At 71.0% G+C, this 24,238-nt stretch carries 18 protein-coding genes; 11 read left to right on the forward strand and 7 right to left on the reverse strand.

Annotated features, from left to right (window positions below; translation table 11 throughout):
• Positions 1-186: 186 nt before the first annotated feature.
• The gene (locus FK530_RS10850; protein WP_146487037.1) at positions 187-666 is read left to right on the forward strand and encodes a hypothetical protein; all 480 of its coding nucleotides are present in this window, start codon (positions 187-189) and stop codon (positions 664-666) included.
• 91 nt (positions 667-757) lie between these two features.
• Positions 758-2,371, forward strand: a complete 1,614-nt coding sequence (locus tag FK530_RS10855) for an alkaline phosphatase D family protein (RefSeq protein WP_146487038.1) — start codon at positions 758-760, stop codon at positions 2,369-2,371.
• Between the two features lie 177 nt (positions 2,372-2,548).
• On the opposite strand, the gene lysX is transcribed toward FK530_RS10855, so the two are convergent.
• Positions 2,549-5,896 carry a bifunctional lysylphosphatidylglycerol synthetase/lysine--tRNA ligase LysX gene (gene lysX, locus FK530_RS10860; protein WP_146487039.1) on the reverse strand — a complete coding sequence of 1,116 codons (3,348 nt, stop codon included), beginning with the start codon at positions 5,894-5,896 and terminating at the stop codon, positions 2,549-2,551.
• 330 nt (positions 5,897-6,226) lie between these two features.
• On the opposite strand from lysX, the gene FK530_RS10865 reads away from it, so the two are divergent.
• Together FK530_RS10865 and FK530_RS10870 are read left to right on the forward strand one after the other, a co-directional pair.
• Positions 6,227-8,467 (forward strand): polyribonucleotide nucleotidyltransferase, encoded by a 2,241-nt coding sequence (locus tag FK530_RS10865; RefSeq protein WP_146487040.1) that lies wholly within the window; start codon positions 6,227-6,229, stop codon positions 8,465-8,467.
• Positions 8,468-8,470: 3 nt separating this feature from the next.
• On the forward strand, positions 8,471-9,802 hold the full coding sequence (locus FK530_RS10870; RefSeq protein WP_146487041.1) for a M16 family metallopeptidase: 1,332 nt from the start codon (positions 8,471-8,473) through the stop codon (positions 9,800-9,802).
• Positions 9,803-9,821: 19 nt separating this feature from the next.
• Here FK530_RS10870 and FK530_RS10875 read toward each other — a convergent pair whose 3' ends face one another.
• Positions 9,822-10,463, reverse strand: a complete 642-nt coding sequence (locus FK530_RS10875) for a TetR/AcrR family transcriptional regulator (RefSeq protein ID WP_231706608.1) — start codon at positions 10,461-10,463, stop codon at positions 9,822-9,824.
• 59 nt (positions 10,464-10,522) lie between these two features.
• Here FK530_RS10875 and FK530_RS10880 point away from each other — a divergent pair, with 59 nt between their 5' ends.
• Entirely contained in the window at positions 10,523-11,368 is an 846-nt protein-coding gene (locus tag FK530_RS10880) for an alpha/beta fold hydrolase (RefSeq protein WP_146487042.1), read from the forward strand.
• A 10-nt stretch (positions 11,369-11,378) separates the two neighbouring features.
• On the opposite strand, the gene FK530_RS10885 is transcribed toward FK530_RS10880, so the two are convergent.
• The 3 genes from FK530_RS10885 to FK530_RS10895 form a co-directional block, all read right to left on the reverse strand.
• Complete coding sequence (locus FK530_RS10885; RefSeq protein WP_146487043.1) at positions 11,379-12,383, reverse strand: glycerophosphodiester phosphodiesterase; 1,005 nt, start codon at positions 12,381-12,383, stop codon at positions 11,379-11,381.
• Positions 12,384-12,463: 80 nt separating this feature from the next.
• A complete protein-coding gene (locus FK530_RS10890; protein ID WP_146487044.1) occupies positions 12,464-12,718 on the reverse strand; it encodes a hypothetical protein in 255 nt (84 codons plus the stop codon).
• A 169-nt stretch (positions 12,719-12,887) separates the two neighbouring features.
• Entirely contained in the window at positions 12,888-14,399 is a 1,512-nt protein-coding gene (locus tag FK530_RS10895; protein WP_146487045.1) for an amino acid permease, read from the reverse strand.
• 142 nt (positions 14,400-14,541) lie between these two features.
• On the opposite strand from FK530_RS10895, the gene FK530_RS10900 reads away from it, so the two are divergent.
• Positions 14,542-16,422 (forward strand): putative nucleotidyltransferase substrate binding domain-containing protein, encoded by a 1,881-nt coding sequence (locus FK530_RS10900; protein WP_158645076.1) that lies wholly within the window; start codon positions 14,542-14,544, stop codon positions 16,420-16,422.
• Between the two features lie 27 nt (positions 16,423-16,449).
• Here the strand turns inward: FK530_RS10900 and ald are convergent, their stop codons facing one another.
• Positions 16,450-17,565: an alanine dehydrogenase gene (gene ald, locus FK530_RS10905; RefSeq protein ID WP_146487047.1), complete on the reverse strand. Its 1,116-nt coding sequence runs from the start codon at positions 17,563-17,565 to the stop codon at positions 16,450-16,452.
• Between the two features lie 98 nt (positions 17,566-17,663).
• On the opposite strand from ald, the gene FK530_RS10910 reads away from it, so the two are divergent.
• The 4 genes from FK530_RS10910 (at position 17,664) to FK530_RS10925 (ending at position 22,941) form a co-directional block, all read left to right on the forward strand.
• Positions 17,664-18,173: an Lrp/AsnC family transcriptional regulator gene (locus tag FK530_RS10910; RefSeq protein ID WP_146487048.1), complete on the forward strand. Its 510-nt coding sequence runs from the start codon at positions 17,664-17,666 to the stop codon at positions 18,171-18,173.
• A gap of 90 nt (positions 18,174-18,263) precedes the next feature.
• Positions 18,264-19,352, forward strand: a complete 1,089-nt coding sequence (locus FK530_RS10915) for a 2,3-butanediol dehydrogenase (protein ID WP_146487049.1) — start codon at positions 18,264-18,266, stop codon at positions 19,350-19,352.
• A 26-nt stretch (positions 19,353-19,378) separates the two neighbouring features.
• A complete protein-coding gene (locus FK530_RS10920) occupies positions 19,379-20,101 on the forward strand; it encodes a pirin family protein (protein WP_146487050.1) in 723 nt (240 codons plus the stop codon).
• A gap of 128 nt (positions 20,102-20,229) precedes the next feature.
• Positions 20,230-22,941 (forward strand): MGH1-like glycoside hydrolase domain-containing protein, encoded by a 2,712-nt coding sequence (locus tag FK530_RS10925; protein ID WP_146487051.1) that lies wholly within the window; start codon positions 20,230-20,232, stop codon positions 22,939-22,941.
• Here FK530_RS10925 and FK530_RS10930 read toward each other — a convergent pair.
• Positions 22,922-23,278, reverse strand: coding sequence for a DoxX family protein (locus FK530_RS10930; RefSeq protein ID WP_146487052.1), 357 nt, complete (start codon positions 23,276-23,278; stop codon positions 22,922-22,924). The two genes, FK530_RS10925 and FK530_RS10930, sit on opposite strands and share 20 nt — an antisense overlap.
• Positions 23,279-23,345: 67 nt before the next feature.
• Here FK530_RS10930 and FK530_RS10935 point away from each other — a divergent pair, with 67 nt between their 5' ends.
• Positions 23,346-24,179, forward strand: coding sequence for a sigma-70 family RNA polymerase sigma factor (locus tag FK530_RS10935; protein ID WP_146487053.1), 834 nt, complete (start codon positions 23,346-23,348; stop codon positions 24,177-24,179).
• Positions 24,180-24,238: the final 59 nt, after the last annotated feature.

A 24,238-nucleotide genomic window follows, 5' to 3' on the forward strand; every position in this document is an offset into this window, starting at 1 on the left:
ACGGCCCGTTCCCGGACTTCCGGGGGCGGGCCGTTCTGCGTTTCCGGGGCGCGGCGGCGCGCGGCGACGGACGCAGAGTAACGCTGCCGAACCGTGGGCGATATTCACACTGACCGCATCGGCATCGCCGCCGGTGCACCGGTCCAGTCCTCGGCCGCGGAACACCGACCTACGAAACGAGTGATCATGAACCGTCGCACGCCCGTCGTCACCGCAACCCTCGCCGTCACGGGAGCCCTCGCCGCGAGCCTCACCTTCGGCGCCGGGGCCGCCCAGGCCGCACCCCTCGCAGTCCAGCAGATCCCCGCCGTCGGCACCGGCATCAGCGGACTGGTGGTACCCGTGAAGGTCGAATCGCGCGTCGTCGCGCAGAGCACCGCCGACCCCATGAGCGTGCGCTTCTCGGCGCCGAACGGGCCGTCGCAGTGCGCGACCACCTTCAACAAGGCGCTCGTCCGCATCGACTGGCGCAATCCGGCGACCGGCCGGTTCGGCACCGTCACCATCAAGCCCTGCCCGGTCGGATACAACCCGGGCTTCGGCACCGACGCCTCCGTGGTCACCGGTCCCGGCCGGATCACGTTCACGCAGGTGATCACCGGCAGCCCCGAGAGCGCGACGGCCGGCCTTCCGGCGACCCCGGGCAGCGGCACCGTGCTGCGCTGATCGCCGCATTCACTGCGGGTTCACATCGACGGGGCGCGGGCGACACCTCGCTGTGAGGGGTGCGTCACGTCGCTTCGGTAGACGAGTACCCATGTCGGACCACTCAGCCCGTTTCCGCCTTCTGCCCGACCGCACCGTGATCGCGGGGACGTCCCGCCGCCGGTTCCTGACGTGGATGGGCGTGGTCGGCGGGGTCGCCGCGACGCCCCAGCTGCTGCGCCCGGCGTTCGCCGACGCGGAGCCGTCGACGGGCGATCCGTTCACCCTCGGCGTCGCCTCCGGCGACCCGCTTCCCGACTCGGTGGTGCTGTGGACCCGGTTGGCGCGCAGCCCGCTCCGGCCCGGCGGCGGGATGCCGAACGCCCCGGTGCCGGTGCAGTGGGAGATCGCGGCGGACCGCGGCTTCCGTTCCGTCGTGCAGCGGGGGAGCTCCGCGGCCGTCCCGCAGGACGGCCACAGCGTGCACGTCGACGTGCGCGGGCTGCGCCCCGCGACCGACTACTTCTACCGCTTCCGGTGCGGCGGTGATCTCTCGCCGATCGGCCGCACGCGCACCGCTCCCGCTGTGGGCGCGCGTGTCGCGGAACTGACCTTCGCCGCGGTCTCCTGCCAGGCCTGGACCGACGGCTACTTCAACGCCCTCGCCGATCTCGCCGCCCACGGGCCCGACGTGGTTTTCCACCTGGGCGACTACGTCTACGAGTACGAGATCAAGCCGGCCACCGTCCGGCGGCCCACGGCGGAGGTGCCCGCGTCGGCGTGGCGGGAGATGACGACCCTCGCCGACTACCGGGACCGGTACGCGTTGTACAAGCTGGACCCGGACCTGCAGGCCGCGCACCACGCGGCGCCCTTCATCTGCGCCTACGACGATCACGAGGTCGAGAACAACTGGGCCGCCGGCATCCCGGAGAAGGGGCAGTCGCCCGAGGAGTTCATCGTGCGCCGCGCTGCGGCGTTCAAGGCGTGGTGGGAGAACATGCCGGTCCGGGCCGCGTTGCGGCCCAACGGTCCCGACCTGCGGATGTACCGCCGGTTCGAGTTCGGCGATCTGGCCCGGTTCAGCGTCCTCGACACCCGGCAGTACCGCAGCGATCAGGCCAACGACGACAAGGACAGCCCGCAGGACGCCACCACCGCCGATGCCGCCCGCACGATCACCGGTGCCGCGCAGGAGAAGTGGATCCTCGACGGGCTCGCCGCGGTCGGTGCCCGGTGGAACGTGCTGGCGCACCAGACCACGATCGCCGACCTCGCGCGTTCCAAGGACGGTGAGCGCACCGTCTCGATGGACGGCTGGAGCGGGTACGAGGCCTCCCGCGCGCGGATCCTCGACGGTGCCGCCCAGCGCCGCGTGCCGAACCTGGTGTCCGTCGTCGGCGACATCCACCGCAATGTGGTCTCCGAGCTGAAGTCCACCTACACCCGCGACGCCCCCACCGTCGGTGTCGAGCTCGCGGGCACCTCGATCGCGTCCGGTAAGGACGGCCAGGACAGCGACGCCGCCGACCGGGCCATCAAAGCGGCTTCCCCGCACGTGAAGTTCGGCAACGCGCAGCGCGGGTACATGCTCAACCGGGTCACCCCCGGGGAGTGGCGCGCCGAGTTCCGCGTCGCCGATTCCATCGCCAGCCGCGGGCTCGGCCTGCACCGGCGCGCCGTCGTCACGATTCCCGCCGGCCGTCCCGAGATCCATGTCGACTGACGGCCGGCCGGGCGACGATACCGAGCTCGCAGACCACGCTGATCGGATCGGATCCCGGGCCTCATGGCGCTCCTGCCCCTGCATAGCGGTGCCCCGCTATGAGGGGTGAGAACGATGGCGGGACGCTGCGCCCGCGTCGTTCCCGCTTCGTGCCGGCGTCCGCGGCGCTCGCGGCGCTCAGCGGTCCTGGGGCTTGACGAAGGGGAAGGCGAGCGTGGCGCGGATGTTCACGCCCGCGAGGAGCATGACGATGCGGTCCACGCCGATGCCGAGGCCGCCGGTCGGCGGCATCGCGTAGGAGAGCGCGTCCAGGAAGGACTCATCCAATTCCATCGCCTCCGGGTCGCCCGCGGCGGCGGCCATGGACTGCTTCGTGAGTCGCTCGCGCTGATCGATCGGGTCAGTGAGCTCCGTGTAGGCGGTGCCGAGTTCGGCGCCGAAGCCGACCAGGTCCCACTGCTCGGTCAGGCGCGGGTCGTCACGGTGCTTGCGGGCCAGCGGCGAGACCTCGATGGGGAAGTCGCAGTAGAAGGTCGGGAAATCGGTCTGCTTCTCGACCAGCGCTTCGTACAGCTCCATCACGAGCTTGCCCGCGGTCGCCCCGCGCGGTACGGCCACGTGATGGCGAGCGCACACCGCGGCCACCTCGTCGAGTGGGGAGGCCGACGTCAGCTCGGTCCCCGTCGCCTTCGAGACCGCGGAATGTACCGTCACGACGGGCCACTCGGCGGTCAGGTCCACCTCGCGGGTACCTCCGGCGCCGTCGGGCCGCACGGCCACCGGGCGGCCGTTCACCGCCAGCGCCGCGGCCAGGATCACCTCGCGCGTGAGCGTCCGCATCGTCGTGTAATCGCCGTACGCCTCGTAGGCCTCGAGCGCGGTGAACTCCGGGTTGTGCGTCGCATCGGCGCCCTCGTTGCGGAAGTTGCGGTTCAGCTCGAAGATCCGCCCCATCCCGCCGACCGCCAGCCGCTTGAGGTAGAGCTCCGGCGCGATCCGCAGGTACAGCCCCATGTCGTAGGCGTTGATGTGCGTGGTGAACGGGCGCGCCGCGGCGCCGCCGTGCACCGACTGCAACATCGGCGTCTCGACCTCGGTGTAGCCGCGACCCACGAACACCCCGCGCATCGCCGCGACGGCGCGGGACCGGCGGTACAGCAGGTCGACGGCGCCGTCGTCGGTGATCAGCTCCAGCGGGCGGTTGCGCGCCCGGGTCTCATCACCGAGTCGCGCCCGGGTCTTCGGCACGGGCGAGAGGCACTTGCCGGCCATCGCCCACGAGGTGAGGAGCACCGACAGCTCGCCGGTGCGGGAGTGCGTCACCTCGCCGGTCACGGAGACGAGGTCGCCCATGTCGATGGCGGTGCGCCACAGGGCTCGTGCGTCGTCCGGGGTCCGGGAACGCTCCGCGATCACCTGCAGGTGCGAGCCGTCCTCGTGCAGGTCGACGAAGGTCACGCCGCCGTAGTCGCGCACCGCCCGGACACGGCCGGTGACGGAGACGACGCTGCCCGGCGCACCGTCGGCGCGGACGGCCTCGAGCGACGTGGTCCGCGGGACCGACGGGGGATAGCCCGGCATCCCGGCGTCCTCGAGGGCCTGCAGCTTGCGGCGCCGCACGCGCTGCTGCTCCGACAGGCGCACGGGCGGGGCCTCTCGGCGCAGCAGTCGCTCCTCCTCGGCGAGCAGCCGGTCGACGAACTCCGGGTCGCGCGGGAACTCGTCGGGGATCGACGGTCCCGCGAGGAACTTCGGCCCGATCTGCGGGAGGAAGCCCTCGGCGGTTCCGACCGCGATGCCGGCGCGGACCGCGGTGAGCGAGGGGTCGTAGCAGAGGATGCGGGGCACCCATTCGGGCCGGTACTTGTCGTTCGAGCGGTACAGCGATTCCAGCTGGTAGAACTTCGATGCCAGGCTCAGGACGGAGTCGACCATGCGCGTGATCGGGCCGGCGCCCACCCGGTCGGCCTCGGAGAAGACGGAGCGGAAGACCGCGAAGTTCAAGGAGATCCGGCGGATCCCGAGTTCGCCGCACTGCTCGATGAGGGTGGCGACCATGTACTCGTTGAGGCCGTTCTCCGCATCGCGGTCGCGCCGCATCAGGTCGAGCGAGAGCCCGCGCGTGCCCCACGGTACGAAGCTCAGGAGGCCGCGGACGGTGCCCTCGGCGTCGTGCGCGGAAACGAGCACGCAGCGCCCGTCCACGGGATCGCCGATGCGGTTGAGCGCCATGGAGAAGCCGCGCTCGGTCTCCTCGCCGCGCCACGCCTCGGCGAGCTCGGCGACCTCGGCGAGCTCGGCCGCGGAGAGATCCGCGTGCCTGCGCACCTTGAGTCTGTATCCGGCCGCGCTCACGCGGGTCACGGCCTGCCGCACCGCGCGCATGTCGCGGCCCTTCAGGGTGAAGTCATCGACGTGGATGATCGCCTCGTCGCCGATCGTGAGCGTGCGCAGCCCCGCGGCCTCGTAGACCTCCGCGCCCGCGGCGCTGGCCGCGAGGACGGCGGGGTAGAGGCTGTGGCTTCGGCAGTCCTCGATCCAGGCTCCGACGGCGGCGGGCCAGGCGTCGGGATGCCCGATCGGGTCGGCGCTCGCCATGGACACCGGGCCGACGGCGCGGCAGGTGACGACGGCACGCCTGTCCGGCGCGGCGATCACCGCCTTGTCGCGCCGTGTGGCGAAGTAGCCGAGCGAGTCCTCCTCGCCGTACTCGAGCAGGAGGCGCCGGACCTCGAGCTCCTCGGGCTCGGTCATCAGCTCGTCGCCGCGACCGGCCCGCCAGAAGGCCATGAGGGCGAGGATCAGGACCGAGGCCGAGAGAACGCCGGCCAGCGAGTAGATCCATACGGGACCGCTGTGGCCGTTGAGGGCCACGTCGATCTGACGGGGCACCGCGACGCCGAAGGTCGTCCGCAGCGACCACACGAGCACCTCGACGCTGCCGTCGAGCCGGTTCGGCCCCCGTCCCGGGAACGTGTAGGCGAGGGCGACGACCACCAGGTACACGCCGACGAAGCCGCCGACCAGTACACCGATCGCGGTGCGCCGCGAGCCGCGGGCCAGCTTGGCGGGGAACCGCGGACGGGCCGCGATCACGAGGGCGAGGCAGACGGCGCTGATGAGCGCCGTGAGCGCGGCGCCCGGCAGCGAGAAGCGCACGGAGACGTAGGCCTGCAGGTACGCGGGGAGGTGCCTGGCCTCGTCGGGATCGAGCTGGTCGGTCGCGACGATCACCAGCGTCGCGATGTTCACCAGGACCTGCAGTGACATCATGATGACGGCGACGGTGTGCGCGGCCCGGAGTCGGCGGCGGAGGGCGCCGCTGAGCACGGTGAGCGCGGCCACCAGCAACAGGCTCGGGTGCGACGGTATGCCGACGATGCCCAGGAGGTCCGCCACGAAGGGCAGCGCGCGGTCGCCGCGGATGATCGCGCTCAACAGCGAGACCACCGCCGCGACCAGAGTCATCCGCGCTATCCAGACCGCGGTCGCCTCCTGGGTGCGCTCCCGGCTGGTCTGCGACACGACGATTCCTCCTCGGGTGCGCGCACGGCGTGTGCGACTCACGTGGAAAAGACTCCCGATGATAGCCTTGATGCAGGTCCGTCCGACGTCGGTGCCGGTAGATCCGGCCCCCGACTTCTGCGGTGCGCCATCTCGGTGTCACTCCCCGCGGGGTGGTCCTCGGTAGTGGTTGCCGGAAACCTCGTCCGTACGGACGGGCGGGTCCGGCGGCTTCGATCGATGACCGCGCCAGGGCGCCCCGCCGCCGTGTCGAACGACTTCGGCCGCGCGCAGCATGCGCGCCGCCCAGGTGGGGACGGTCCGCGCGAAGAGAGGTTTCTTCCCCACAACATGTCAGACAACACTCAGGTCGAGTTCGACGACGACATCACCGAAGCGGTCGCCGTCATCGACAACGGTTCTTTCGGCACCCGCACCATCCGGTTCGAGACCGGCCGGTTCGCGCAGCAGGCCGCCGGCTCCGTCGCCGCCTACCTCGACGACGAGACGATGCTGCTGTCGGCCACGTCGCACAGCAAGCACCCCAAGGAGCACTTCGACTTCTTCCCCCTCACGGTGGACGTCGAGGAGCGCATGTACGCCGCCGGCCGCATCCCCGGCTCGTTCTTCCGCCGCGAGGGCCGCCCGTCGACCGACGCGATCCTCACCTGCCGCCTGATCGACCGGCCGCTGCGCCCGTCCTTCGTCGACGGCCTCCGCAACGAGATCCAGGTCGTCGTGACCGTCATGTCGCTCGATCCGAAGGATCTGTACGACGTCGTCGCGATCAACGCCGCCTCGGCGTCGACCCAGATCGCGGGCCTTCCCTTCTCGGGTCCCGTCGGCGGCGTGCGCGTCGCGCTCATCGGCGGCCAGTGGGTCGCCTTCCCGACCGTCGAGCAGCTCGAGGGCGCGGTCTTCGACATGGTCGTCGCCGGCCGCATCGTCTCGGGCTCCGGCAAGGACGCCGACGTCGCGATCATGATGGTCGAGGCCGAGGCCACCGAGAACGTCATCGAGCTCATCGAGGGCGGCGCTACCGCGCCCACCGAGGCGGTCGTGGCCGAGGGCCTCGAGGCCGCCAAGCCCTTCATCGCCGTGCTCTGCGAGGCGCAGAAGCAGCTCGCCGCCGGTGCCGCGAAGCCGACCGGCGAGTTCCCGCTGTTCCCGGCCTACCAGGACGACGTCTTCGCCGCCGTCGAGGCCGCGGGTGCCGCCGGCCTCAACGATGCGCTGTCGATCGCCGGCAAGCAGGAGCGCGACGCCGCCACCGACGTCGTCAAGGCGCAGGTGCTCGAGTCCGTGGGTCCGCAGTTCGAGGGCCGCGAGGGCGAGATCGGCGCTGCCTTCCGCTCGCTGACCAAGAAGCTGGTGCGCAAGCGGATCCTCACCGACCACTTCCGCATCGACGGCCGTGGCATCACCGACATCCGCTCGCTCAGCGCCGAGATCGCCGTGATCCCGCGCGCCCACGGCAGCGCGCTGTTCGAGCGCGGCGAGACCCAGATCCTGGGCGTCACCACGCTGGACATGGTGAAGATGGCGCAGCAGATCGACTCGCTGGGACCCGAGACCAGCAAGCGGTACATGCACCACTACAACTTCCCGCCGTACTCGACCGGTGAGACCGGCCGCGTCGGCTCGCCGAAGCGCCGCGAGATCGGCCACGGCGCGCTCGCCGAGCGCGCCCTCGTGCCGGTGCTGCCGTCGGTGGAGGAGTTCCCCTACGCCATCCGTCAGGTCTCGGAGGCGCTGAGCTCCAACGGTTCCACGTCGATGGGCTCCGTCTGCGCGTCGACCATGTCGCTGCTCAACGCCGGCGTGCCGCTCAAGGCGCCCGTCGCAGGCATCGCCATGGGCCTGGTGTCCGACGAGGTCGACGGCCAGGCCCGTTACGTGGCGCTGACCGACATCCTCGGAGCCGAGGACGCCTTCGGCGACATGGACTTCAAGGTCGCCGGTACCAGCGATTTCGTCACCGCCCTGCAGCTGGACACCAAGCTCGACGGCATCCCGTCGCAGGTGCTGGCCGGCGCGCTGGGCCAGGCGAAGGACGCCCGCACCACGATCCTCGAGGTCATGGCCGAGGCGATCGACGCCCCCGACGAGATGAGCCCGTACGCCCCGCGGATCACCACGATCAAGGTCCCGATCGACAAGATCGGCGAGGTCATCGGACCCAAGGGCAAGACGATCAACTCCATCACCGAGGAGACCGGCGCCAACATCTCGATCGAGGATGACGGCACGGTGTTCGTCGGTGCCGCCGACGGCCCGTCGGCGCAGGCGGCGATCGATCGGATCAACGCCATCGCGAACCCGCAGCTCCCGAAGGTGGGCGAGCGCTTCCTGGGCACCGTGGTCAAGACCACGGCGTTCGGCGCCTTCGTCTCGCTGGTCCCCGGCCGCGACGGCCTGGTGCACATCAGCAAGCTCGGCAGCGGCAAGCGTGTGAACAAGGTCGAGGACGTGGTCAACGTCGGCAGCAAGCTGCAGGTGGAGATCGCCGACATCGACGAGCGCGGCAAGATCAGCCTGATCCCCGTGGTGGAGGAGAAGGCCGACGAGACCGCTCCCGCTGGCGAGGAGTAGGAACTGAGCAGCCTGAAAACGACGGCTGCGCGGACGGGGGCATCCGGATCGGGTGCCCCCGTTCGTCGTAGCGTCCTGCCCGGCGGCCTGCGGGTGGTCACGGAGACGGTGCCGGGGTCCCGGTCCGCCGCCGTCGGCCTGTGGGTCGCGGTGGGCTCGCGCGACGAGCACCCCGCCTCGGCCGGATCCGCGCACTTCCTGGAGCACCTGCTGTTCAAGGCGACGCCCCATCGCGACGCGGCCTCCCTGGCCGCCGAGGTGGACGCCGTCGGCGGCGAGATCAACGCGTTCACGTCGAAGGAGCACACCTGCTACTACGCGCACGTGCTCGACAGTGACCTCGAGCTGGCGGTCGACGTGGTGACCGACGTCGTCCTCGGCGGCCTGTGCCGGCCCGCGGACGTCGAGGTGGAGCGCGAGGTGGTGCTCGAGGAGCTCGCCATGCGCGACGACGACCCGGAGGACCTGGTCAACGAGGCCGCGACCTCCGCCCTGTTCGGCGATCACCCCCTGGCCCGGCCGGTGCTCGGCACCGAGGAGTCGGTCGCGGCGATGACCGCCGCGCGCCTGCGCGGCTTCCATCGCCGGCGGTACACGCCCGAGCGGATGGTGCTGGCGGTCGCCGGCAACGTCACCCACGCCCAGGTCGTCAAGCTGGCGCGCGGGGCGTTCGCGGGCCGCCTCGACGGTGCCGCCGACTCCGCCCCCGTGCGGACGGGCGTCCGGCGTCGCCCCGGCGGACCGACGCTCGAGGTGGTCAACCGGGACGGGGAGCAGTCGCACCTCGTCGCGGGCACCCGCGCCTACGGCCGCTTCCACCCGGACCGGTGGGCGCTGTCGGTGCTGAACACCGCGATCGGCGGGGGCCTGAGTTCGCGCCTGTTCCAGGAGATCCGGGAGCAGCGCGGCCTGGCGTACACGGTGTACTCGGCCGTGGACACCTACGCCGACACGGGGCTGTTCTCGGTGTACGCCGGATGTTCCCCGGAGCGGCTCGGCGAGGTGGCGACGGTGGCGCGCACGGTCCTCGAGGCCGTCCGCGACGACGGACTCACCGCAGAGGAGCTCGCGCGGGCCAAGGGTTCGCTCCGCGGCGGCCTCGTTCTGGGCCTGGAGGACGCGCAGTCCCGCATGCACCGCATCGGTCGCAGCGAGATCAACTACCAGAACCAGCGAACCGTCGCGCGGACGTTGTCGGCGATCGACAAGGTCTCGGCCTCGGATGTGAACCGGGTCGCGCGGGATCTGCTCTCGCAGCCCTTCGGCGGCGCCGTCCTCGGGCCGCACCGGGGCAAGCGGGGAGTGCCCGCGTCCGTCCGGAACTGGTTGGGATGAACCCGGCGGACCGGGCGGCCTAGGTCGTTCCCGGTCCGCCGGGCGCCGCGTCGGCGCCGCTCCCGGCTCGCGCCGCGGACGCGGCGACGACCCGTCGAACGTGCTCGCGCAGCGCGGATCCCGCCGCAAGGAGGGGGTCCGGGCTGCGCAGCGACCGGGCGAGCACGAATGCTCCCTCGAGTGAGCTCAGCACCGCCAGTGTCAGTTCCCGCGCGGCGTCGTCGGCGAGGCCGCGCGCGGCGAAGTAGGCGGTGCCGCCGGCGATCCAGTCCGCGAAGACCTCCGCCGCCGCGGCGGCCACCTCGGGCTCGGAGTCGGCGACCTCGCCCGCGACGGTTCCGACAGGGCACATCGTGATCCAGCCCGCCTCGGCGATGTGCTCGGCGGCCAGCGCGAAGGCCCCCGGGATCGCATCGTCGAGGTCCGGCGCACCGTCGAGCAGGGTGGGGATCAGCGCCAGGTACGCGGCTCCGGAGGACCGCAGCGCCGCTGCGGCGACCTCGGGTTTCCCGCCGGGGAAGTGGTGGTAGAGCGAGCCCATCGTGGCGCCCGCGACCTCCGTGAGCTGCTTGACGGTGGTGGCGCCGTAGCCCTGGCGGCGCAGGAGTTCGCCCATCGCCACGACGAGGCGCTCGCGGGTGGGCATTGACCGGTCGACCATCACGCCCTAGATTCTAGAGTACCCGCTCTAGAGTGAACGCTCCAATGGAGGTGATGGGAATGCCGGAGGTGTCCGTCCCTGCGGGCCGGGTTCACTACGAGGAGTTCGGCGCCGGTCCGCCGGTCGTCCTGCTGCACGGCCTGCTCATGGATCACACGGTGTGGCACGACGTGTTGCCGCTGCTCCCGGACGGGCATCGCTATGTCCTGCCCGACCTGCCGCTGGGCGCCCACCCCGTGCCGCTGAACGCGGACGCCGACCTGTCCAACGACGGCATCGCACACATCATCGCGGACTTCCTGGACGCGCTCGACCTCCGCTCGGTCACCCTCGTCCACAGTGACTGGGGCGGTGGCCTGCTCCTCACGGCGCTCGGCCGCGACGAACGGGTCGGCCGCCTCGTGATCCTGCCGAGCACCGCGTTCGACAACTTCCCGCCGGGCCTGCCGGGCAGGGCCGCGACGGTGGCCGCCCGGCTCCCCGGCCTGCGTCTCGGCCTGCGCGCCATGCGGATCGGCGCCGTGCGACGTCTGCCGATCCTCTTCGGGCGTATGGCGCGCGACATTCCGGACGCGACGATGCGCGCGTGGACCCGCCCCGCGATCGACGACCCGCTGATCCGGCGCGACCTGCTCAAACACGCACGGGCTCCATTCGACCGCGCCGACCTCACCCGCCGGACCGAGGCATTGCGCCGCTTCCCCGGCGACGCCCTCGTGCTCTGGATCGCGGACGGCACCGTCATGCCGCGGGAGCACGGTCGTCGGCTCGCGGACCTCTTGCGGCGCGGCCGCCTGGTCGAACTGGACGACTGCTACGTGCTGGCGATGCTCGATCAGCCCGAGCGCGTCGCGGCGGAGCTCGCCGCCTTCCTCGCGGAGACGACCCCGGCGCGCCGGGACTGACGGGTCCGGGCTACTTCGTGAATGCGCGGGGGAGCGGCTTGCCCGCCGCGGCCAGGACTCCGCGCAGGCGCGTCGGGTAGTCGGTAATGATGCCGTCGACGCCGAGGGCCAGCTGCGCGCGCATGTCCGCTGCCTCGTTCACCGTCCACGGGACGACGGTGAGGCCAGCGGCGTGCGCCGCGGTCACCGTCTTCGCGTCGGAGAGCTCGAAGTCGGGCGACAGCACGTCGAAGCCGGCGGCCTTCGCGGCCCGGACCACGTCACCGCCGTACTCCTCGTACCTGACGGGGCCGAGCCACGCCGACCCCTTCTTCCACGTCGTCGCGTCGTAGAGTGCGACCAACGGCACCGACGGCGCCTGCGCGCGCACCAGTGGCAGCGAACGCCAGTCGAAGCTCTGGATCTCGATCCGATCGAGTACCCCGGCGCGACGCGCGGCACCGAGGATCTGCGCGACGAACGCAGCCGGCTCCGCCGACTTCGAGCGCTCCTCGGCCTCGATCTTGGTCTCGATGTTGAACCGCACGGTGTTGCCCTCGTACTGCGCGACCAGGTCGAAAAGCTGTGGTAACGCGGCGATCCGGTTGCCCTCCACGACCCTCGCCGCGGGGAACTTCGCCAATTTCTTCGCGCACACCAGCGTCCGCACCTGGGCGTAGGTGAGGTCGTGGATCGTCTTGCCCACGTAGGGGAACTGCGGGTCGCCGGGCGTCGCGGGCGCGGTGTCGGCGCACTTGTCGGCCTGCACCGTCGGGTCGTGCCAGATCAGCGGAACCTCGTCCTTCGTCAGGACGATGTCCAGCTCCAACGTCGTCACGCCGAGCTCGAGGGACCGGGCGAACCCGTACAGGGACTCCTCGGTGTGCTCACCCCGCCCGCCGCGATGCGACTGCAGGTCGAACGGGGCCGACGGTGCCGCCTGGACGGGGGCGGCGAGCGCGGCACCACCGAGTGCGACGACGACCGCCGCCGCGAGTGCGGCCGCACGGGAGCGGAGACGGAAGCGGGGGATCATGGCGGCAACGTAACCGCACCCGGTGAATCCCGGGTGAACGGCGCGGGGCGTCCGCGCCGTCCCGGAACGGGTGGTGCCGGTCAGGCGAGCGGCGGCACCGGTGCGCCCAGCGGGGGCTGAGCGGGCGCTGGTGCGCCGGGCGCGCCGAGAGAGGGTGCCCCGGGGGCGCCGTGCGCCGGCGGTGCGGGCTCGCCGGGCGCGGCTCCGGCCGGGGGAACGACGGTGCTCGGGCCCGCCGGTGCGGCCTGCGCCGCCGCGGCGAGCGGGACGCCCAGCGCCGCGGTGGCGACGGCGGCGAGGATCAGGCGGCGGCCGCCGGTGATGAGAATCGACACGGTTCACTCCTTCGTTGACCGGCCGCCGCGCCCGGTGCGGGCGGCCGGTGTCGACGCTAGGGGCGCAGCGTCCCCGGCGGATCGGCGTCCGGTCGCAGCAGTGTCCCGTCCCGGTCCCGGAGACGACGGACGCCCGCCGGCGAGCCGGCGGGCGTCCGAGGAGCGGAGCCTACTTCTCGGCGGAGTCCTTGAGCGACCAGCTGGGCGAGAGGTCGCCGCCGGTGTGCTCGAGCACCTTCGGCTTCACGGCGATCCAGCCGATGGCCAGGATCGCGACGAAGGCGGGGATGCCCAGGATGACGACGATGAGGTTCGTCTTGTCCCAGAAGCCGCCGTCGGACTTGTAGCCCGAGTAGGCCATGCCGACGAGGACGAGGAACAGGAAGACCAGGCCGACGTAGCTCATGAACGGGGCCAGTGGGGCACGGAACGGGCTCTTGGTCACGATCCCGGCGTCCGACAGCTTCCGGTACCGGATGTGGCACAGGAAGATCAGGCTCCACACGCCGACGACCGCGATGGCCGAGGCCTCGAGGGCGATGTCGAAGGCGTGACCGGGGACGAGTGCGTTGAGCACGGCGCCGAGCACGTAGAAGATCGACGTCACGATGATGCCGGTGGCGGGGACGCCCGACTTGCTCATCTTCATGAACATGCTGGGGGCCTCACGACTGGCGGCGAGGCTGCGCAGCATGCGTCCGGTGGTGTAGAGACCCGCGTTGAGCGAGCTCATCGCGGCGACGATGAGCACGCCGTTGATGAGGGTCGCCATCCAGCTGATGCCCATGCGCTCGAAGACCGTGACGAACGGCGACTCCAGGTCGCCCTCGGCGTTGCGGGTGCCGTACTGGCTGGTCGGCAGGATGCACACGAGAAGGAAGATCGAGCCGCAGTAGAAGACCGCGATACGGAGGATCACCGAGTTGACGGCCTTGGGGACCTCGCGCTGCGGGTTCTGCATCTCGCCCGCCGCGATGCCCACCATCTCGATGGCCGCATAGGCGAAGACCACGCCCGACATCACGACGATCGGCGCGATCCAGCCGAAGGTGTCGCTGTGCGGCCAGAAGCCGCCCGGGTTGGACCACAGGTTGGAGATGCCGGCCTTGTGGGCCTGCTCGCCGCTGCCCACCGTGATCTGGCCGACCACGATGACGAGGCCGACGACGAGGAAGATGACGATCGCGGCGACCTTGAGCACCGATGCCCAGAACTCGAACTCCCCGAAGGCGCGCGCCGAGAGCAGGTTGATCACCAGGACCACCGCGAGCGCGATGATCACCGAGACCCAGTTGGGCAGCTCCCACCACTTCCTGACGTACACCGCCACGGCCGAGAGCTCGGCGACGCCGGTGAGCGCCCAGAAGATCCAGTACAGCCATCCCGCCGCGTAGGCCGCGGCCTCGCCGAAGAACTCGCGGGCGTACGAGACGAAGGCGCCGGAGCTCTGGCGGTACAGCACCAGCTCGCCCAGGGCGCGCATGAGGAAGAAGGCGATCACGCCGACGAAGGCGTAACTGAACAGCAGGGCGGGACCCGTGCTGTTGAGGCGGCTTGCGGAGCCCAGGAACAGGCCCGTGCCGATGGCGCCGCCGATGGCGATCATCTGCACGTGTCGCCGACCGAGGGTCTGCTTGTAGCCCTCCTGCTCGGCCGCGAACTTATCGACGGATTGCGTCATGGATGAGTCTTTCTCCTCGACGTATCTGTGCGCATGGGGTTGTGCGCTGGATGGGAATGTAGACCTCGCAACGCTTCCGCGGACGCGTTACCGAGAGATGACTTCGGGATGTCGATCGGTGCGGGCGTGTAAACATAGGTCCATGACCGACTTCTCGGACCTCGGGGAGCTGTTCGCCTTCCTCTCCGGACACGCCCCCTTCGACGGGCTGCCCGACGACGTTCGCGCACGTCTCGCGGCCGAATCGGCGATCAGCGAGTTCCCCGAGGGCGCGACGATCCTCGACGGTTTGTCCGCTTCGCCCGATCACGCCTTCGTGGTGCTCGACGGCCGGGTCGGAGTGTGGAACTTCCCGTCCGCGTCGCCGACCGAGGTGGGCGACGTCGACGAGGTGGTCGGGCCCGGTGGGGTCTTCGGGTACGTGGTCATCCTGGTGGGCGCGAGAGGCGGCCCCCGTGCGGTCGCGCTCTCCGACGTCACGCTGCTCCGTCTGCCCGCTTGGGCGGTGGGCGACATGTTCTCGACGCCGGCCGGTGCCGCATTCCTCGCCACCGAGCTCGCCAGGCCCACCACGGCCGTCTCCGCAGAGGAGGTCCGCGAACGGACCGCGGGCGAGATCGTGCGGCGCGCGCCCGTCATCTGCCCGCCCACGGTCACGGTGCAGGAGGCCGCCACCGCGATGACGGCGGCGAAGTCGGGCTACATCGTGGTGGAGAACGCGGCCCGCGAGCCGCTGGGCATCGTCACCGACCACGATCTGCGTGCCCGGGTGATCTCGGTGGGGCGCCCGGTGACCGATCCGGTGACCGCGGTGATGACCGCGCCGCTGGCCGCCGTCCCGGAGTCCGCGCTCTCGTCGGACGTGCTCATCGAGATGCTCGACCGCAAGCTGCACTACATGGCGGTCCTCGACGAGCACGCGGCGGTGCGGGGCGTCGTCCAGGACGTCGACTTCCTGACGGTGCCGACCACCTCGACCTTCGCGCTGCAGCGCCGGATCGAACGCGCGGGCGCGGCCGAGCTGCCGGAGATCGGCGCCACGATCCGGGAGATCTTCCCAGTGCTGTGGGGGCAGCAGGCGCCGGTACGCCACATCTCCGGCGTCGCGGCCGTCGCGATCGAGGCCATGGTCCGCCGCTGCATCGAGCTCGAGCTGCCCGTGCACCCCGAACTGCGCGAGGGCGACTTCACGTGGCTCTCGTTGGGCAGCGTGTCGCGCCGCGAGGTGGTTCCCAGTTCGGACGTCGACAGCGCGATCATTCTCAAGGACGTTCCCGGCGCGACCGCCGAGGAGATCGAGGTGCGGCGTGCGGCCGCGCTGGCGCTGGCCGCCGCGGTGCACGGGCGGCTGGAGGAGTGCGGCATACCTTCGGACACCAACGGCGCGGTCGCCGCGCAGACCCGCTTCTGCCGCACCGAGTCCGAGTGGCTGTACGCGGCCGGAGAGTGGATCGAGGCGCCGCTGTCCAACAACGCCATGATGATGGCGTCGCTGCTCGTCGACGGCCGCCCCGTCTGGGGCGACCTCACCCTGCAGCCGGTGGCCGGTGTCTACCAGCATCTCTCGGAACATCCCAGGGCCTTCATCCTGATGTTGCGGGAAGCGCTCACGGCCAAGGCGCGACTGCGCTCCGTGCGCGATGTGATCTCGTTGCGGGGCGGCACGTTCGATATCAAGGCGCACGCCCTGGTGCCGGTGGTGAACATCGCCCGCTGGGCGGCGTTGAGCCGGGGCTCGACCAAGCTGCAGACCCGCAACCGGCTGGCGGCGGGCGCCGATTCGCCCGTGCTGCCCGACGATTCCGCGGAGGTGCTGCGCGAGGCCTTCTCGATCCTCGAGCGTCTCCGGATGGAACACCAGGTCGAGCAGATGGCGGCGGGGCGCCCGCCCGGCGATGTGCTCTCGATCCGCCGGATGCCGTCCCTGGACCGGGGGCTCCTCGAACAGTGCGTGCGCGAGGTGGCGGCGGTGCAGCGCCGCATGGCCAACCTCGCGCAGTACCTCGACGCCGGCGAATGGTGAACCGGCGCGGACGGTGCGGCGCCGGACTCAGGCCAGCACGGCCTCGGGGGCCTTGGACTCGATGCCGAGGGCGGCGCCGACACCGGCGTTGAGGAGCACCCCGTCGTGCGTGGACAGGCCTGCGGCGAGCGCGGCGTCCTCGGAGCACGCGGCCTTCCAGCCCTTGTCCGCGATCCGCAGCACGTAGGGCAGGGTGGCGCCGGTGAGGGCGAAGGTCGATGTGCGGGGCACCGCGCCGGGCATGTTCGCGACGCAGTAGAAGACGGTCTCGCCGACGGTGAAGGTCGGATCGTCGTGCGTCGTGGGGCGCGAGTCGGCGAAGCAGCCGCCCTGGTCGATCGCGATGTCGACGAGCACGGCGCCGGGGCGCATGCGGTGCACGAGCTCGGTCGAGACGAGCTTCGGTGCGGCGGCACCCGGGATCAGCACGGCGCCGATCACCAGGTCGGACTCGACGACGGCCTCCTCGAGCGCGAGCGAGGTCGAGTAGCTGGTGTGCACGCGGCCGCCGAACTGGGCGTTGACGGCGCGCATCTTGCGCACGTCCAGATCGAAGACGGTGACGTCCGCGCCCATGCCCGCGGCGATCTGCGCGGCGTTGATGCCGGAGACGCCGCCGCCGAGCACGGTGACCCGCGCGGGCGCGGTGCCGGGGACGCCGCCCATGAGCACGCCGCGGCCGCCCTTGGACCGCATCAGGTGGTAGCTGCCGACCTGCGGCGCCAGCCGGCCGGCGACCTCGGACATCGGCGCGAGCAGCGGCAGCGAGCCGTCGGGCAGCTGCACCGTCTCGTAGGCGATCGACGTGGTCCGCGAGGACAGCAGCGCGTCGGTGCAGGGCCGGGACGCGGCCAGGTGGAGGTACGTGAAGACGGTCTGGTCGGCCCGCATCCGGCCGTACTCGGCCTCGATCGGCTCCTTGACCTTGAGCAGCAGGTCGGCCTCGCCCCAGACGTCGTCCGCCGTCGGTACGATCCGGGCGCCCGCCGCGACGAAGTGCTCGTTGTCGATCGCCGACCCCGCGCCCGCGCCGTCCTCGATCAGCACGTCGTGGCCGCGGCGGGTGAGCTCGGCGACGCCGCCCGGCGTGATCGCCACGCGGTACTCGTTGTTCTTGATCTCGGTGGGGATTCCGACGCGCATCGTGTGCTCCTGTCAGGCGGGGTGGCTTGTGTCACATAGTCTGAAGAAACATCGATAACCGATCAAGAGATCAGAAGAAGATTCTGGAGATTCGTGACATGAGCGATGTCCATTCCGTCAGAACGGCATATCGGCCGCAGTCATCGAACGATCGTCGCCCGCTGCTCGACGACGCCGACCGACGCATCCTGCTCGTCCTGCAGCGCGACGGGCGCGTCTCGAACGCCGCGCTCGCCGACGAGGTGGGACTCGCGCCGTCCACCGTGCACACCCGGGTGCGTCGCCTCACCGACGCGGGGGTGATCCGCGGGTTCTTCGCCGACGTCGACCCGGCCGCCGTCGGCCGGCCGCTGCGCGCGATGATCGCCGTGACTCTGCGGTCCACCGCGCGCCACCGGATCCGCCAGTTCGTGGACTCGGTCATCGACCTGCCGCCGGTGATCGACGCCTACTTCCTCGCCGGCGGAGACGACTACCTGCTGCACATCGCCGCGGTCGACACCGACGACCTGCGGCACCTCGTCGAATACCTCAGCGCCCGCGAGGAGGTGGCGGGGACCAACACCTCCCTCGTCTTCGAGCACGTGCGCGGCTCCGCTCCGCTCTGAGCGGGCCGGTGCAACCCGCTGCAACGTTCGACGGGGCGTGCGGACGCAGCGACTGTGGGGTGGATCACACGCCACCACCGGAGGAATCCCATGCGAGCAGCGCGCTACTACGACCGCAACGACGTCCGGATCGAGGACGTCCCCGCGCCCGCGACGACGGACGGGACCGTCGCCATCGACGTCGCGTGGTGCGGCATCTGCGGCACCGACCTGCACGAGTACGTCGACGGACCGATCTTCGTCCCGCCGCACGGCCATCCGAACCCGGTGAGCGGCGAGGCCGCGCCGCTCACCATCGGCCACGAGATGTCCGGCGTCGTCGCGGAGGTCGGCGCGGGCGTCGCCGATCTGCAGGTGGGGGATCACGTCGTGGTCGAGCCGTACATCATCTCCGACGACGTGGACACCGGCCCGCAGAGCGAGGACTACCACCTCTCGCCGAACATGAACTTCATCGGTCTCGGCGGCCGCGGGGGCGGGCTCTCCGAGCGGATCGTGGTGCAGCGCCGCTGGGTGCACCGGATCTCGAAGGACGTCCCGCTGGACCAGGCCGCGCTGATCGAACCGCTCGCCGTCGGTTACCACGCGGTGCAGCGCTCCGGCGCCGGCGAGGGCGCCTTCGCGCTCATCACGGGTGCGGGACCGATCGGCCTGCTCACCGCCGCCGTGTGCACGGCTCGCGGCATGACGGTGGCGATCAGCGAGCCCAGCTCGTTGCGCCGGGAGCGGGCGGCGGAGACCGGCGTCGCGGACCACGTCTTCGATCCCACGCAGGTCGACGTGGTCGAGGCCGTGCGCGAGCTCACCGGCGGGCGGGGTGCCGATGTCGGTTTCGAGTGCACCTCGGTCCAGCCCGCCCTCGACACCCTCTTCGACGCGCTGCGGCCCCGGGGCGTGCTGGTCGTCGTCTCGATCTGGGGGCACCCCGGCACCGTCGACATGCAGAAGCTGGTGCTCAAGGAGATCGATATGCGCGGCACCATCGCCTACGTCAACAACCACGCCGAGACGATCGCGCTGGTCGAGAGCGGCACGGTGGACCTGGCACCGTTCATCACCGGCAGGATCGGCCTGGACGAGCTCGTCACCGTCGGCTACGACACCCTGCTGCACCACAACGAGACCGCCGTGAAGATCCTGGTGTCGCCGTCCGGAGCGGGGCTGCCCGCCGGAGTGTGACGGCGGTACCGGCCTACGCTGTCGGGGTGAGCGAGAGAAGGATCGTCCCGGCCGCCGACCGGACACACTGGCGCGGCGAGGGGATCTACACGCGGCAGTCGATGCCCTTCACCGGCAACTTCGATCTCGGTGAGAACGCCCACGGGCAGCTGCTCGTGCACAACGACGACCTCATCGACCCCGGCTCGGGGGTCGATCGGCACTTCCACCGCGACGCCGAGATCGTCACCTGGGTGATCGCGGGAGAAGTCCACCACGACGACTCGTCGGGCGAGACGGGCCTGGTCCGGGCCGGCCAGGTGCAGGCGATGAGCGCGGGCAGCGGGGTGAACCACCGCGAGCAGAACCCGCGCGCCACCGGGGTCGTGGCCCGGGTCATCCAGATGTGGCTGCCGCCGAACGAGCCCGGCGGCGAGCCCGAGTACCGCACCGCCGACGTCCCGCTCGACGGGCGCGGCCTGGTCCTCGTCGCCTCGGGGATGGCGGGCCGGGAACCGGCAGTGGTGATCGGCAACGACGCCGCCGCGCTGTACGCCGCCCGGCCGGCGGCGGGGGAGTCGGTCGTTCTCCCGCCCGCGCCTTACGGACACCTGTACGTGGTCTCGGGTGCGGTCGCCGTCGGCGACGACCGCCTCGGGGAGGGCGACGCACTGCGCACCGTCCACACCGGCGCGCTCACGGTGACCGCCTGCGAGCCCGCCGAGATCCTGTTCTGGGAGATGCACGCCCAGGCGGTCTCCGCGCGCTGACCGCTCACGATGTCGACTTCCGACAGGGCGCGGGTGCGCAGGAGCACGTGTACCCCCGCCGGACTCGAATTCGTGAGGCACCTCGGCGACCTCCTGCGGCGCGGCCCGCGGTGTAGGAGGATTCTCCGGTGCAGAACGCCGAGTCCACCGCCGAACATCGCCGCCTCGCGGAGAGCCCGGGCCCGGACGGGCCGTGGCGCCTGTGGGGTCCGTACCTGGCCGGCCGTCAGTGGGGCACCGTCCGGGAGGACTACAGCAGCAGCGGCGACGCCTGGGCGAGTTTCGGCTTCGAGCAGGCCCATCGCCGCGCGTACCGCTGGGGAGAGGACGGGCTCGGCGGTATCTGCGACCGCTACGGCTTCCTGAACCTGGCGGTCGGCCTGTGGAACCACCACGACCCGATCCTCAAGGAGCGCCTGTTCGGCCTCACCAACGAGCAGGGCAACCACGGCGAGGACGTCAAGGAGTACTGGTGGCCCGTCGACGGGACGCCCACGCACAGCTGGATGCACTGGATGTACCGGTACCCGCAGGCGGAGTACCCGTACCAGCAGCTCCGCGACGGCAACGCCGCTCGGGACCGCACGCAGCGCGAGTACGAGCTCGCCGACACCGGCGTCCTCGCCGACGATCGCTTCTTCGACGTGCACGTGCGCTACGCCAAGGCCGCGCCCGATGACATCTGCGTGGAGATCGAGGCCGTCAACCACGGCCCGTCGCCCGCGCCGCTCGACCTGTTGCCGCAGCTGTGGCTGCGCAACACCTGGGCCTGGGGCCACGACGAGCGCCGTGGCGAGATCGCGCACGTCGGGGCCCCCGAGGCCGGCGGTCTGGAAGCGGTGCGCGTCACGCACCAGTGGCTCGGCGAGTACCACCTCGCGGCCGAGGGTTCCCCGCAGGTGCTCTTCTGCGACAACGAGACCGACGCCGTGGAACTGTTCGGCGCCGCGGCCAACGCCTCGCCCTACCCGAAGGACGCGATCACCAAGCGCGTGGTGCACGGAGACGAGAGCGCGGTGAACCCGGAGCAGCGCGGCACGAAGGCCGCCCTCTGGTACCGGTTCGCCTCGGTGCCGGCGGGGGAGAGCGTCACGGTGCGGCTACGGCTCTCGCGCACGGCACCGTCGCTCGACACCTTCGGTCCGGGCTTCGACGCGGTCGTCGCGGATCGCCGAGAGGAGGCGGACGAGTTCTACGGCACCGTCATCCACGAGGACGTGCAGGGTGAGGACCGTGCCGTCGCGCGCCGCGCCTACGCCGGGATGCTGTGGAACAAGCAGCTCTACCGGTACGACGTGGAGTCCTGGCTCGAGGGCGATCCCGCCGTGGATCCGTCGCCGCGCGAGCGGGCCGATCAGGGGCGCCGGAACACCACGTGGAAGCACTTCTCGCTGGCCGACGTGATCTCCATGCCCGACGAGTGGGAGTACCCGTGGTTCGCGGCATGGGACCTCGCCTTCCACTGCATCCCGCTGGCGCACGTCGACCCGGAGTTCGCCAAGGAGCAACTGGTCCTCATGTGCCGCGAGTGGGCCATGCATCCGAACGGCCAACTCCCGGCGTACGAATGGGAGTTCGGCGACGTCAACCCGCCGGTGCACGCGTGGGCGGCGTGGCACGTCTACCGCATCGATGGGTGGCGGGACCAGGACTTCCTCGTCCGCGTCTTCACCAAGCTGCTGCTCAACTTCTCCTGGTGGGTGAACCGCAAGGGCTCCGACGACGCCGGTGTGTTCGAGGGCGGTTTCCTCGGGATGGACAACATCGGCTTCTTCAACCGGTCGGCGCCGCTGCCGCCCGGGTACCGACTCGAGCAGTCCGATGCCACCAGCTGGATGGCCTTCTACTGCCAGCAGATGTTCAAGATCGCCATCGAGCTGAGCCGGCACGACCCGGTGTGGCAGGACTGCGCGACCAAGTTCCTCGAGCACTTCCTGCAGATCTCCAAAGCCACCTACAACTTCGGCTCGCACAGCCTGTCGCTGTGGGACGAGGAGGACGGCTTCTTCTACGACGTCCTCGTCCGTCCGGACGGCAGCGCCCTGCCGATGCGGGTGCGTTCCATGGTGGGGCTGCTCCCGGTCCTGGGCACCACCGATGTCCCGGCGTGGGTGGCCCAGGAGTGCCCCGACGTGACGGCGCGCCTGAACTGGTTGCGCTCGCGGCGGCCGGAGCTCGTCGAACCGGTGCTCTCGAACGCCTCCGACGACGGCTCGGACGACGGCCGGATGCTGCTCTCGCTGGTCAGCCCCGAACGGCTGCGGCGCGTGCTGGAGCGCATGTTCGACCCGGCGGAGTTCCTCGCGCCCTACGGCATCCGGTCGCTGTCCAAGGCGGAGCAACAGGTGACCGAGGACGTCGACGGCAACACGGTCTCCATCCAGTACGAGCCCGGCGAGTCCACCACCGGCATGTTCGGCGGCAACTCCAACTGGCGCGGCCCCGTGTGGTTCCCGGTGAACGTCCTGCTCGCCGACAAGCTGCGCACGTACGGCCGGCACTTCGGCGACGACTTCACCATCGCCATTCCCACCGGCTCCGACAACCTCTGCACCCTCGAGGAGGCCGCCGACGTCATCGACGAGGGACTGGTCGGGCTCTTCCGGCCCGTCGCACGGGCCGACGGTGGCGGCACTCGCCGCCCCGCCGACGCCGGGCGGATCGAGGGCAGCGACAACCCGCTGTGGGCGCAGCACCCCACCTTCTACGAGTACTTCGACGGCGACACGGGGGAGGGCCTCGGCGCGACGCACCAGACCGGCTGGACCGGCCTGGTCGCGCACCTGCACAACCCGCGTCTGCCGATGGAGCCGCCCGGCGTCACGCCACGCGAAGGATGAAGTAGGTCATCGACGCCAGGGCGAGGACCAGGAAGGCGCCGGGGAAGGCGATGTTGTAGTACACCCCGGCGCGCACGTGGACACCGACGGCGCCGAGGAAGAAGGCCACGAGGCCGATCCCCGCGGCGAGGCCCAGCCAGGGAGCGCCGAGCAGACCGATCGTCAACCCCGCGGCGCCCGCGAGTTTGAGCGTTGCGAGGTACGGCACGGCGCGGGCCGGGACGCGCACCTCCGCCGAGTTCTTCAGCACGAATGCGGCGGGAACGAAGTCGGCGATCGCGATCCCGGCGTTGGCGACGATGCAGGCGAGGGTTGCGATGAGCAGTGCTGTGATCATGGTCGTGTGAATCCTTCCGAGTACGGTGTCGACCATCCGACGCCCCTGCTCGCGGAAAGGTGACAGTGTGATCGATGCCGGCGAATTCGAGGCTGCGCGGCCGAATCTCGTCGCGATCGGATTCCGCCTGCTCGGGTCGGTGCACGACGCCGAGGACGCCGTCCAGACGGCGTGGCTGCGCGCCGACGGTGCCGTCGACGTACGGAATCCAGGGGCCTGGCTGACCACCGTCGTCACCCGGATATGCCTGGACCAGCTGCGCGCCCGCGCACGCAGGGGAGAGCTGCCGCTCCTCGCGGAGGACGTCCCGGCCGATGCCCTCACCGCGGACGAGCGGTACCTCCAGCGGGAGCAGATCTCGCGCGCGCTGCTCCTGGTTCTCGACGTGCTGACGCCCGATCAGCGCGTCGCCTACGTCCTGCACGAGGCCTTCGGCCTTCCCTTCCGCGAGATCGCGACGGTCCTGGGATGCACCGTTGACGCGGCGAAACAGCATGCGAGTCGCGCGCGACGGCGTGTGGCGGCCGCGACGCCCCCGGACACGGGAGAGGCCGATCGGGCGGTGGTCGACGCCTTCCTCACAGCGGCCTCCGGCGGTGACGTCGCGGCGATGGTGGCTCTGATGGCCGACGACTGCGTGCGGTCGGCCGATCCGTCGCTCGTTCCGCCGGGAGTGCCGACGACGGTGCGCGGCGCCCGCTCGGTGGCCACCGAGACGGCCCGCTTCGTGGACCGGATCCGCGCCGCGGTGGAGGTCGTGGTCGGCGGACGCACCGTCCGGGTGATCGCCCCCGGCGGGCATCCCCTCGCCAGGCTGGAGGTCCGCGTGGAGGATGGCGTGGTCCATCGCATCGTCATCGCGCGACTGCAGTTGGAAACCATGGTTGACCTTGGATTTTGAAAACGGTGTACGGGATATTTCCGGTAGTACGATCCGTCCAGGCGGGTGATCGACCACCC

Source organism: Tsukamurella conjunctivitidis (assembly GCF_007858475.1).
Taxonomy (GTDB): Bacteria; Actinomycetota; Actinomycetes; order Mycobacteriales; family Mycobacteriaceae; genus Tsukamurella; species Tsukamurella conjunctivitidis.